General features: G+C 32.6%; 14 protein-coding genes. All 14 read left to right on the top strand.

Features of this window, described 5'->3' with window-relative positions; all coding sequences use genetic code 11:
- The first annotated feature begins 142 nt into the window (after positions 1-142).
- Positions 143-2,125 carry a DUF262 domain-containing protein gene (locus tag BWZ20_RS00625; RefSeq protein ID WP_076614814.1) on the top strand — a complete coding sequence of 661 codons (1,983 nt, stop codon included), beginning with the start codon at positions 143-145 and terminating at the stop codon, positions 2,123-2,125.
- Between the two features lie 319 nt (positions 2,126-2,444).
- Positions 2,445-2,753: a helix-turn-helix domain-containing protein gene (locus BWZ20_RS00620; RefSeq protein ID WP_076614894.1), complete on the top strand. Its 309-nt coding sequence runs from the start codon at positions 2,445-2,447 to the stop codon at positions 2,751-2,753.
- Positions 2,754-2,755: 2 nt separating this feature from the next.
- Positions 2,756-4,114, top strand: coding sequence for a DNA cytosine methyltransferase (locus tag BWZ20_RS00615; RefSeq protein WP_083677123.1), 1,359 nt, complete (start codon positions 2,756-2,758; stop codon positions 4,112-4,114).
- Positions 4,114-5,169 carry a hypothetical protein gene (locus BWZ20_RS00610; RefSeq protein ID WP_076614891.1) on the top strand — a complete coding sequence of 352 codons (1,056 nt, stop codon included), beginning with the start codon at positions 4,114-4,116 and terminating at the stop codon, positions 5,167-5,169. The genes BWZ20_RS00615 and BWZ20_RS00610 overlap by 1 nt, the downstream gene beginning before the upstream one ends.
- A gap of 266 nt (positions 5,170-5,435) precedes the next feature.
- Positions 5,436-6,080, top strand: a complete 645-nt coding sequence (locus BWZ20_RS00605) for a hypothetical protein (RefSeq protein ID WP_076614803.1) — start codon at positions 5,436-5,438, stop codon at positions 6,078-6,080.
- A gap of 166 nt (positions 6,081-6,246) precedes the next feature.
- Positions 6,247-6,660, top strand: a complete 414-nt coding sequence (locus BWZ20_RS00600) for a hypothetical protein (protein WP_076614806.1) — start codon at positions 6,247-6,249, stop codon at positions 6,658-6,660.
- A 158-nt stretch (positions 6,661-6,818) separates the two neighbouring features.
- Entirely contained in the window at positions 6,819-7,454 is a 636-nt protein-coding gene (locus BWZ20_RS15225; protein WP_157358288.1) for a hypothetical protein, read from the top strand.
- 141 nt (positions 7,455-7,595) lie between these two features.
- Complete coding sequence (locus BWZ20_RS00595) at positions 7,596-8,066, top strand: hypothetical protein (RefSeq protein ID WP_076614888.1); 471 nt, start codon at positions 7,596-7,598, stop codon at positions 8,064-8,066.
- 149 nt (positions 8,067-8,215) lie between these two features.
- A complete protein-coding gene (locus BWZ20_RS00590) occupies positions 8,216-8,764 on the top strand; it encodes a hypothetical protein (RefSeq protein ID WP_157358282.1) in 549 nt (182 codons plus the stop codon).
- A 104-nt stretch (positions 8,765-8,868) separates the two neighbouring features.
- Positions 8,869-9,498 carry a hypothetical protein gene (locus BWZ20_RS15220; protein ID WP_076614886.1) on the top strand — a complete coding sequence of 210 codons (630 nt, stop codon included), beginning with the start codon at positions 8,869-8,871 and terminating at the stop codon, positions 9,496-9,498.
- A 129-nt stretch (positions 9,499-9,627) separates the two neighbouring features.
- Positions 9,628-10,119, top strand: coding sequence for a hypothetical protein (locus BWZ20_RS00580; RefSeq protein WP_076614883.1), 492 nt, complete (start codon positions 9,628-9,630; stop codon positions 10,117-10,119).
- A 163-nt stretch (positions 10,120-10,282) separates the two neighbouring features.
- Positions 10,283-10,744, top strand: coding sequence for a hypothetical protein (locus tag BWZ20_RS00575; protein ID WP_076614879.1), 462 nt, complete (start codon positions 10,283-10,285; stop codon positions 10,742-10,744).
- A 178-nt stretch (positions 10,745-10,922) separates the two neighbouring features.
- On the top strand, positions 10,923-11,519 hold the full coding sequence (locus BWZ20_RS00570; protein WP_198034960.1) for a hypothetical protein: 597 nt from the start codon (positions 10,923-10,925) through the stop codon (positions 11,517-11,519).
- Positions 11,520-11,680: 161 nt separating this feature from the next.
- On the top strand, positions 11,681-12,346 hold the full coding sequence (locus BWZ20_RS00565) for a hypothetical protein (protein WP_076614872.1): 666 nt from the start codon (positions 11,681-11,683) through the stop codon (positions 12,344-12,346).
- Positions 12,347-12,373: the final 27 nt, after the last annotated feature.

The raw sequence follows: 12,373 nt of genomic DNA, 5'->3' as shown, positions 1-12,373 counted from the left end.
AATTTTTTAATTTGCCTTATTGATAAAAAAAGATAATAAGAAAATTAAAAAATTCGGCTCGTGCTAAACCGAAAAATAATCGCTAATTTGCACGCTACGAGCCATATACAAGACCGTTGGCATTCATTGAAAAAAGACCGAAATGGCAGACAATAAACTACAATCGTTAACAGAAATATTTAACGAAAAATTTTTTAGAATCCCCGACTTTCAAAGGGGGTACTCTTGGGAAACAAACCAACTTGAAGACTTTTGGGAAGACCTTATCAATCTGAAAGGCGACAAAATCCATTACACAGGACTTCTAACTGTTGAGCCAGTTTCAAAATCAAGTGTTGAGAACATTGAGAAATGGCAAGACGATTTGTGGCTTTTTGAAAGAGAACTTGGAGCATATTACCTCATTGATGGACAGCAAAGACTGACAACTTCAATCATTCTAATTAATGAAATACTTAATCAATTTGCCGATAGCGAAGGAATCAACTTTAAAGACAAGTCATATTGGGTAAACAAATTCTTGTTCCAAGCATACGGAGACAGCTACAAGTCGTACATATTTGGTTATGAACGTGATAACCCAAGCGATGAGTTTTTTAAAACGAAGATTTTACGGCAAGAGTCTTCAACTGCTGACAAAGTCCCAGAACAGACTTTGTACACTTCAAACTTGAAAACAGCGAAAGACTTCTTCGAGAAAAAATTAGAAAAACTCGAAAAACAAGAGCTTGAAGAAATTTTCAAGAAGGTTACAGCTAAATTCAAATTTAACTTTTACGAAATAGATGACGAACTTGATGTTTATGTAACTTTTGAGACTATGAATAACAGGGGAAAACCTCTGTCAAATTTAGAGTTACTCAAGAACAGACTAATTTATCTATCGACCCTTTTAGATGTTGACAATCAAACAAGAGCACGATTAAGAAAAGACATTAACGAGACTTGGAAAACCATTTATGAGTATTTAGGCAAGAACAAGGACAATGCAATGGATGATGACGAGTTCCTGCGTAACCATTGGATAATGTACTTTAAGTACGACAGGAAAGAATCAGCCTCTTATGCCAAATTCTTACTCAATAAAAAATTCACAGCCAAAAATGCGATTAAAGGCAGAATCGTTTTGACAGACATTAAGGAGTATATTGATAGTCTTTCTAAAAGTGTTAAATCTTGGTTTTACTTGTACAACGCTCAATTTTCTGACTATCAAGACGAAACAAAAGAATGGATTCAAAAACTCAATCGCTTAGGTATGAGTGCTTTTCCACCGTTATTTATGGCTGCAATGACGAAGTGTAATGAGAATGAATTTTTGCCACTCTTCAAATCGGCAGAACGTTTCATTTTTCTCGTTTTCCGTCTTTCTCAAAGACCTTCAAACACAAAAAACAGTCATTTTTATAGACTTGCCAATATGTTTTACTTCGGTTTAGACCATTGGGGACAAGGAGAAACTACAATCGAGAAAGTAATTGGTAATGTTAATTGGATGACCCAAGGAGAGTCAGGCGAAGGAGACGATTACGTTTATCACGGTTGGTTTGACCTTGAAAAATTTGACAACTATGTTAAAGACCAGTATGAAAAAGGAGAAGGTTTTTACAGTTGGAATGGTTTGAGATATTTCCTTTTTGAATATGAACTTCACTTACAAGGAAAAGCGAAGGGAAATCAGAAAGTAAGTTGGACTGACTTTAACAAACGGAAAAAAGAAGATACAATTGAGCATATCTATCCTCAAACACCAAAAGACGATTGTTGGACTTCTGTTTTTAATATGCACTCGAAAAAGGAAAGAAAAATTCTGCTTAACACTTTAGGAAACTTGGTATTGCTCGGACAATCAAAAAACTCTGAGTTCCAAAACAAATGCTTTGACTTCAAGAAAAAACATACGAATAAGGATGGAGATGAAGTTGGTTTCTTTAACGGTGCTTACAGCGAAATTGAAGTTTCAAGCTATGACAATTGGACACCAGCAGAAATTGAAAGTCGGGGTAAAAAAATGCTCTCATTTTTAGAAGAGCGGTGGAATATTGACTTTGATGGTTGGGAAATAGAAAAAGAAGATTTATTGAAATTGGACTTCTTGCAAAAGGAAACGATTGAAGATGAATAAAAACAACGAAATGCCAACAATGGCTATACGTAATGCGGGCGAAAGTGCTGAAATTAAAGTAATTACATTAAACAAACTTTTCGGTAGACGGAAAGTGAAGTGCGTTGAAATCCCGCACTACGCATAGCCTAACCGTTGTGTTTCATACTACCAGCCGCATATTTTAGCACTTTCGGTTTTTGCCAACGCTAAATTCCAAAGCTCTAAAAACCAAAAGAGCTAAAATTTCCCAACGCTCGGAAAAATACAATCTGAATTTCTTGCTTTCCAAAATTTGACAAACTATATTTGACACTTATTGTCAAGTAATAATTTTCAAATGGAAACAATCGGACAAATTTTACGGAAGAAAAGACAAGCTCTCGGACTTGTCTTAAGACAAGTTTCTGCTTATGTCGATATAGACCAAGCTATTTTGAGCAAAATCGAAAGAAACGAGCGAAAACCGACAAAAGAAATGTTAGAGAAACTTGCGGAAATCCTAAAACTTGATAAAGACGAGCTTTTAGTACAATTTATAAGCGACAAAATTGCTTATGAAATAGCAGACGAAGATTGTGCAAGTAAAGCGCTAAAAGTTGCAGAGAAAAAAATCAAATATTTAAAATCACACCCAATTCAAAACTAACTATGCGAACATTAACAACTGATAAAGAAAATACTAGCGTAGTTGAAGAACCTCAATTAGCAGTAAAATTCTATTCTAAAACCGAAAAGAAAAAGCAAACTGGAAAATCTACCTTGAATATGCTTTCTTTATTTTCTGGTTGTGGTGGAATGGATTTAGGTTTTGAGGGAGATTTTTCAGTTTTAAAATCTTCTGTAAACGAGGTTTTGAATCCAAACTTTATTTCTCAAGAACTTGACAATAATTTTGTGAATCTATCGAAAACACGTTTTAAAACAGTTTTTGCAAACGATATTCTAAAGGACGCAAGAAATGCTTGGGTAAACTACTTTTCGAAAAGAGGACATAACGCAGAAGATTACCAAACAGACAGCATAGTCGATTTAGTAAAGCTACATCAAAACGGAACAAAGATTTTCCCGAAAAATATAGACATTGTAACTGGTGGTTTCCCTTGTCAGGATTTTAGTGTTGCCGGAAAAAGAAACGGACTTAATTCACATAAAAACCACAAAGGAGAGCTAAACACAGAAACTTGTGCAACAGAAGAAACTCGTGGTCAGCTTTATATGTGGATGAAACAAGTTATCGAAATAACTCAACCAAAAATTTTCATTGCAGAAAATGTAAAAGGTTTAGTAAATCTTTCAAACGTCAAGGACATTATTCAAAATGATTTCTCTTCGGCAGGAGATAATGGATATTTAGTTTTAAATCCTCGTGTTTTACACGCAGCCGATTATGGTGTTCCGCAATCAAGAGAACGAGTTTTCTTTATTGGTATAAAAAAATCTGCATTAAAAAAATCAGCTCTTGAACAATTAGAAAAAGAAGACATTTCGGATAAATACAATCCGTATCCTAGACCAACTCACGCTTACACAACTGACGGAGAAGATTTAAAACGTCACGTAGATTTAAAAGAACTTTTTGCGAATTTAGAAGAGCCTGAAAAGTCAAAAGATTTATCTCAACAGTTTTACTCAAAGGCAAAATTTATGGGTAAACATTGTCAAGGCCAAATAGAAATAAAACCAGATGGTATCAGCCCTACAATTCGAGCAGAACATCACGGGAACATTGAGTTTAGAAGATTATCGAAAAAAAACGGTGGAATTTTAACTGAAGAACTTTCTAAAGGACTAAAGGAAAGGCGTTTAACACCTAGGGAATGTGCACTAATACAAACTTTTCCACCTGATTATGAATTTGTAATACCAAACAAAAACGGTCGTAAAGGTTCCTATTTAGTAAGTCCTTCAAAAGCTTATAAAGTAATTGGTAACGCAGTTCCACCGCTACTCGCTTACAATTTAGCAAAGAGAATAGAAGATGTTTGGGATTTATATTTTAGAAAATAATGGTAGTATCAGTTAATTCAGAGCCACATAAAAGCGAGTTCAACGCTTTATTAAATTCTACAATTGAAGAATTAAATATTCACGCAAAGAAATCACCTAAAAAGATTGAGCAGCTAAAAGGAGCAAAACTTGAACCTTATGTTCGAGATGTGATGACTGATTTAGCTGTTGGCTCACAATTTGAAAATTCAATTGAATTAATTGGAGGACAAAAGTTTCCAGACATAGTTGCGAAAAAATTTTATGGAATAGAAGTTAAAACTACAACTCAAAACCATTGGAAAACAACAGGAAATAGTGTTTTAGAATCTACAAGAGTAGATGATGTCGAGCGAATTTTTATGCTTTTCGGTAAACTTGGAAAACCAATTGAATTTAGGTGTCGAGCGTATGAAGAATGCTTATCAGAGGTTGTTGTTACACATTCGCCAAGGTATTTAATCGATATGAACTTGGAAGAGGGAAAAACCATTTTTGACAAAATCAATACACCTTACGATACTTTGCGTCAAAAGAAAAATCCGATTAAACCAATTACGGACTACTACAAAAGCAAGTTGAAACCTGGTCAAGATTTGTGGTGGATTCAAGACACAGAACAAGCAAGTAATCTTGTTATAAATATTTGGAACAATTTAAGCTTAAAAGAAAAGCAAGAGATTAAAAACAGAGCAATGGTTTATTTCCCAGAGGTTTTTAGTAATCGTGGAGATAAATTTGCCCGACTTGCAATTTGGCTTGTAACACGAGAAGCTGTTGTTTGTCCGAATGTAAGAGATTTATTTACTGCTGGCGGAAAAGCAGATTATTTGATTAAAAACAAAACGTATAAAAACATTCCAAGAGTATTTATAAAATTGTTTGATAATATAGATTCTGTTTTGGAAATTTTGATTAATACTTCTGCAATTGAGCTGACGGAATATTGGAATGAAAAAACGACAGAAAAGAAAAAAATTATGGATTGGATTGAGTTGGTTGGAATGAACTCAAAGTCAGTTCAAGGAGCAAAACATTTAGACATAAAACAAATGTTAACTGAATTAATACTCTGACGGATTTGCCAACGCTAAAAGCCATACACATTTGCAATTCGCTTCAGCCACCACACAAACCCAAAATTGCAAAAGAGTATGTCTTTGCCAACGCTAGCAAGTTTGCGGAAAAAAGTACGAAAACACAACAACGTATATAAAAAATAGCGGTTTTAGTGCTTAAACGAAAGATAAATAATAAAATTAAGGTCAGTTATAAACTGAAAAGTTAGTGCTTAAAAATCCGCTACTTTTCATACACAAGACCGTTGCCACTAATACAAGAAATGAGGACATTACATATATTAATCTTATTGACAATTATTACTTCCTGTTCCAATACCAAAAAGAATTCGGAACAAACCTTAATTGCCGAAAACTATGAAATAAAGCCTGAATCTTCATTATCAATAGATTCTCGCTTAATAGAAAATGATTTAATTAATAGAATTAATGAAATCAAAAAAATCCCTTTTGGAACAATATCATTTAAAAACAACGAAATTGACTCTAAAGTCTGGAACTGTGGCGACTCATTATATTGGGATATAGTAAAACTCGGAGAGGAAGCTATTCCACAACTTATATCAAAGATTCAAGATGAAACTAAGACTGATATCCAAATACAATGCAGAGACACTAATCTGACTGTCGGAACAGTCGCTTTTATGATTCTTGACGATATTATATCAATACCTTATTTCTTAGTTTTTCAAACGCAATGGGATGTTCTTGATTTTAATTGTGACTTTGGATACCCAATTGGGCTTCTTGAATTCATTAATAAATATCCTCAAGTAGCACAAGAAAAGCTAACTAAGTGGTATCAGAAATATGGAAAAAAAATAAAAAAGAAGAAGCTTAGTTCATCCAACCAAAATGAATGTCAAAAAGCATTTAATATCGATTATAAGTTAAAAATAAAATATTAACAAAGTACTAGTGGCAACAATGTCTATAATTCATTGCTAGTTAAAGCTTACTTACGAAAATTCCGCTGGAATTTTCTATCTGTGATTATTTGCTAACTTTAATACTTAAACACGCAACGAAATCATACACTAGACCGTTGTAAGTAATTTAAGAAAAACGTAATCAATGAAACTTTTCAGTTGGAAAAAGAAACCTGAACCACCAAAAACTGATATGAATATCAATGTATTTTTTAAAGCGTTCATATTGGATACTTTAAAAGAGTTACCGACTGAAAAAAGTGATTTGATTGGAAATATGAATCTTGACAATGTTTTTTCGACTGACTTTAATGACTGGAAAAAAACAATAAAAAAAGTGCTGAATTTATCCGACACAATTGAAATTGCTATTAAGGACTTATGGTTACGGAATTCTGAAATCGCAAAAAATGACGGAACTGAATTAAATGCTGACAAATTTTCTGATTTATTCATTGAGAACTATTACGTGGAAAATAGTAAAGTGGTTATTTGGGAAAGTGAATCCGATTTGAATAACGCAAAAAAACGAATCGCAGAATCAAATCTTGCGGTATGAAAAAACTACTTACAACAATGTATAACCGCAATTACGGCGGATTCGACTACGTCCGAATCCACTCGGAATTGCTAACGTCTGTGCTAAACCGAAAATTAACGAATATAAACCCGTAACTGACGGTTATACGAGACCGTTGTGCGTAAGCTGAAAAAAAAATGAGCATTAAGAATACAGGACTAAATTTGCAATATCAATACAGCCGAATTTTCACTTTTGGACTGAATAGAAAAAAGTTTGTCTGTTTACCAAAGAAAAATGGACTTTTTGCTTTGAATAATTCAAGAAATACATTTATTGCTCTTGGATTTACATTGTTTTCTTGCGGACTATTTTTTTCTGGAATTATAGAAGGCTTTGTAAACGGAAATGAAATTACAACAGAATTTATAGTTGTATTTTTTATTATTCATCCGATAGTTGCAACCATCGGATTACGTCAATTTTTGTGGCTGATTAAAGGACGACAAGAGTTACAGATTGAGAATGGAAAAATGACCTTAACTAAAAAAGGAACATTTCTAACTAAAACACAAACCTTTGAATTGGAACACGTGGAAAATGTTCGGAATGAAGTCCAAGAAACCTCATTATCAACTTATGACAAAACATTGCGGAATATAGCTCTGAATAGGAAATTGCTTTTTAGTCACATAATGGGAGAAATATTATTTGACTATCAAGGGAAAAAAGTTAAATTATTTAATAAATTGACCGAAAATCAAAAAGTTGAATTAATAACTGAAATCAATAATCTGAAAAAAAAGCCTACGCACAACAATGGCTATAAGTAATTGCTTGTTATCGCCTACTTCTGAAAATCCTCGCGGATTTTCAGTTTGGTGTGTACTTGCAAAGTCAACCGCTAAACCACGCAACTACTCATAGCCGAGACCGTTGTGCATAATGTAAGCCAACCGCGAAAACTGACCGAATTGAATAAAATACCGAATAAAATAAAATATCTGATTGGCGGAATTTCTGCTTTGATTTTCTTCCTCTTCTTTTTTGGAATAATTAATCCATTTGGACTTAATGACTCTCTTCAAAAGATTACTGGATATTTTTTTGGACTTAATTTTAATAATCTGGACTATTTTGCCATTTCCTCAATTCCAATTTTCGGAATGTTATTAAATTCAAAACGATTGGAATTTAAAACAACCGACTTAATAAAAGACATTTTAATAATAATTCTTTTCGTATTTGTTACAATCACAATCGGACTTTACATATTGACCTTTATTGGGAAACCTGACAATCCTTTAATACCACAATATTTAATAAGTGAACCGTTCTTTTTATACTCAACAATCATAATCGGAATTGGAATTGGACTGCCATTTTTGTTAATAAATCGGACAGCAAAACTGGATGAAGTAAATGAAATCGGAACTGAAAAATAATAAAACACTATGCACAACAATGTATAACCGCAATTACGGCGGATTCGACTACGTCCGAATCCACTCAGAATTGCTAACGTCTGTGCCAAACCGAAAATTAACGCATATTAACCCGTAACTGACGGTTATACGAGACCGTTGTACACTATTTGAGAAAGGCATTTTACATATCAATTTTGGTTCTGGCATTTAATGGAATTATTAATGCTCAAATAACTGGACAATTATTTCAGTATGAATCTGAGTTTCCAATGGCAAAAATTTCAATAAAAGGAAAAAATAAAATTATTGAATCAGATTTTAACGGTAATTTTTCAATAGAAACAGATGAGGAACTAAAAAGTCTTGACTTAATAATTGACTTGAATCATAGTTCTTCTGAAAATTCTTTAAAGACTTTAAAAATCATAATAAAGAGTTTGAAACTAGACAAAAAAAGAAAATTAAATTTAGGAAAAATTGAACTTCCAACTTTTGAAAATATTGAGATTACCGAATTTGAAAAACTTACTAAATCTGAAAAAAAGGAATGTTTTCCAATATATTGCTGGACTGAATTATTAGGTTATATTAATACTAACCAGCTTGAAAATGAATATTTGACCTTGAATTGTAAAAAGAAAATTAGAGATTTCAATTATAATTCAAAACTAAAAACTGTGACAGTTGAATGGGAATTAATAAAAGATTGTGAATAAAAAAAACAGTGTACAACAAGGTATAAATTTTATTGCTAGCTAATTGCTTACTTGCGAAAGTCCTCGCGGACTTTCTTATCAGTAATAATTTGTTTACTTTTAGCTTGAAAATAACGCAACAAACTTTATACAGAGCCGTTGTAGTGCATTTGAAAAAACCGATGAATCAAGAAAAAGCAGTTTGTGTCGAATGTGAATCTGACTATTTTAGAAATAATTCGGAAATGGCTGAATTATGTCCGAATTGTGCTCACGAATTATATGGATATCCGAATTGCGAACACATATTCGATAATGGGAATTGCATAAAATGCGGTTGGAATGGAAAAACATCTGAATATCTAAAAAACCGAACCGAAAAAATAACTCTCGAAACGGAATCATATCTAATTGAGGGAAAAGAAAATGAACGCTTCTTTCCTTTTTTGGAATTGGAATTTAACGAAGACGTGATTTATGAAAATGACATTCCCAAATACTATCTGAGTTTTTCAGAAGACCTTAAATCAGCTTACGGAATTGGGAAATGGATAATGACCGAATTGGAAAAAAATAATCACGACTTGCGAAAAACAATTACTTTACTTGGACAGAGTATGAATTTGAACTGGGATATTTTCTCAACTAACGTCGGAAAACAAATTGACCGCAGTTGGAAATCGGAAAAAATTGAATTGACTATATTGACTGACAACGTAATAGAAAAAATAAAAACGCACTACAACAATGTATAACCGCAATTACGGCGGATTCGACTACGTCCGAATCCACTCGGAATTGCTAACGTCTGTGCCAAACTGAAAATTAACGCATACTAACCCGTAACTGACGGTTATACTAAACCGTTGTGTGTAATGTAAAAAATGACTGCAAATTTTCAAAATACAATTAAAAATCAACTGATTTTACTGTTTACAATATTCGGCGGAATAGCAGCTTTGATTTGCATTTTTGGCGGATTTGTAAAAAGCTGGACAAATCTGATTTATCCAAGTCTTTTTGCTATTGGAATGACAGTTTTCGGATTGTTGACATTAATCGGAATTGAATTACTAAAACAGTTCCGAGAAAAAAGATTTTTCCAAAAAACCCCTTACAATCAAATTGAAAAACGGACTTTAAAAAAAATACAAGTAATACGCTCTAAATATGATTTCCCAAAAACTCAAAGAATAATTGAATTGGACGGAAATGAATACGCAGTAGAATATTATGATGACATTTTTAAAATGCCGATTCCTGGTGTACTTCTGATTTATAACCAAACTGAACTTGATTTAGAACCAATATTAATCAATTATAAAGAGAAAAAATATAACGAGACCGAACTATTGAGTAAAATACGAAATGGATAAAAACACTACACACAACAACGGCTATAGTTCATTGCTTCCGACTTTCCTCTCGGAAAGTCCTCGCAAATTTGCTATCTTCGGTACACGGCGGAAAATCCTTGCGGATTTTCACGCAACGAAACCATAGCCAAATCCGTTGTGCAACATTAGAAAAAAACTAAGATTGATTAAAAAACTGAAATACTTTTTCATTGGAATCTTAATTATTATCATAGGACTAATCATTTATGAAAAATTTTATCTGACTGAATATTACGATTTTGAGATTGGTGAATATAGTGTTGAAACAATTGCTGATGAATGCAACTCTTGTTTTTTGGATTGGTACACAGAAAACACTATAAAAATAAAGAGTGAAAAATATCAATCTAAAGGTAAGTTCCAATTAGGAACAGAAGGACCGAAATTAGAGTTTGGTTTAAATGAGCTTAAAAATCAAATGGTAATTAATTGTCCTGGTCATTCAACTTTGTTTGTTGATTTAGATAATATGACTGAACTTGACGTTGATTTTGAAAATATCGAAAACAAACTTTCGGAATTTAAAATTTATTGGATTGTAACAAAACAAAAAGAGCTTAAAAAATTGGATGAATTAAGAATACCGAGCAACAAATGGGAATAGTAAAAAAACAACGTTGCACAACAATGTATAACCGCAATTACGGCGGATTCGACTACGTCCGAATCCACTCGGAATTGCTAACGCCAGTTCTTAACCGAAAATTATTAACTTTAATCCCGTAACTGACGGTTATACGAGACCGTTGTACTGCATTATGAAATCGAGCATAACAATATATTTGACAGTTTTGATTTTGGTCGTTTCTTGCAAACAAAATGACAGAAAAAATGCTGAAAATAAAACAGACCGAAATCAAATTATTTTGGACTCAATTTATCGTGTAGAAAAATTTGATAGCATAAGAATTTATAAACCTTTGAGTTTAATTTATAATGGGAAACCGATTTTGAGAATTGGACAAAAAACATCTGAATTAGATTCAACACTTTCGTATCGGATGGACCCAAATATGGACTATCAAGGTTACGAATATCTAATTACGGACTATTTGACTACCGATGACAATTTATCAATCGAACTTGGAAATCATTCCTCATTAAACGGAATAGCATTTTTTTCAGCGGACAGAAAATCAAATCAAATTTTTAATGTTTCAGCGAGTTGGTATTTTGACTTAAACCAAGAAAATATGGAGCAAATTGCTATTGACTCAATTACAAAACGAATATTTCCGATTTTAAAAGACAAAATCCAACTTAAAAATAACTGGAATTATGAATTTGAATCGGAAAGCCAAATAGAGAAATTTAAATTAATACAGAGAAAAACCGACAATGGTTGGAATCTGAATTACGAAGTGGAACTGAAAAAATAACGCAGTACAACAATGTATAACCGCAATTACGGCGGATTCGACTGCGTCCGAATCCACTCGGAATTGCTAACGTCAGTTCTAAACCGAAAATTATTATCTTTAATCCCGTAACTGACGGTTATACGAGACCGTTGTACAGCATTAAAAAAACTCACGTCAGAATGATTAACTTTTTTAAAAAATCAACAAAGTACCCTTTTGACATTAATGGGCTTTTGACAGAAAAAAGTGATTTTGATCACGTTGTTTGCGATATTAAAATTGAGCAAATTCCTGAGATAGAAACTCTGAATTTGCTTTTTGAAAATTTGCCTGAACACTTAGAAATATTCTTTTTTGACCATTTTCATCCGACCATATCTGACCCAGGTGCGTATGTTTCAGTCCGACAATTAAATGGGCAATTTTATTATTGGTTAGGTAATCACGGTTGGACTTCAAGAAAATATTGGACGACAACAAATTATTGTGCGAAGTATCTATTAAAAAATTGGAATTTTAATAACAACACGTTAAGGGTTTCTGTTGCTTATGGAAATAACAAACCTAAAGACATTGAAAAAGAAAAACTTTGGGACTACCAACTAACTGAATTAGAAAAAAGTGATTGGAATTATGTACTTTATGAAGTAAACGGAAATTTACTTTTATCTGTGCTATCTGGCGGAGTTGGACTTTTCGAATTGAATATTTTGTTAAATGACCAACAGCAAAAAGAATATGAAAAAAAAGGTTCTTCTATAATTGAGAAGATTACAAAAGAAATTAGAGAAAATCAAAATAAATACTCTGAAAAGAATATTGAAATTAGAATTAGAAAAAAATAACGCTGTACAACAATGGCTATAAGCAAT

The sequence above is a fragment of the Winogradskyella sp. J14-2 genome (genome assembly GCF_001971725.1).
GTDB lineage: Bacteria > Bacteroidota > Bacteroidia > Flavobacteriales > Flavobacteriaceae > Winogradskyella.
This window is presented reverse-complemented; position numbering and strand designations above follow the sequence as displayed.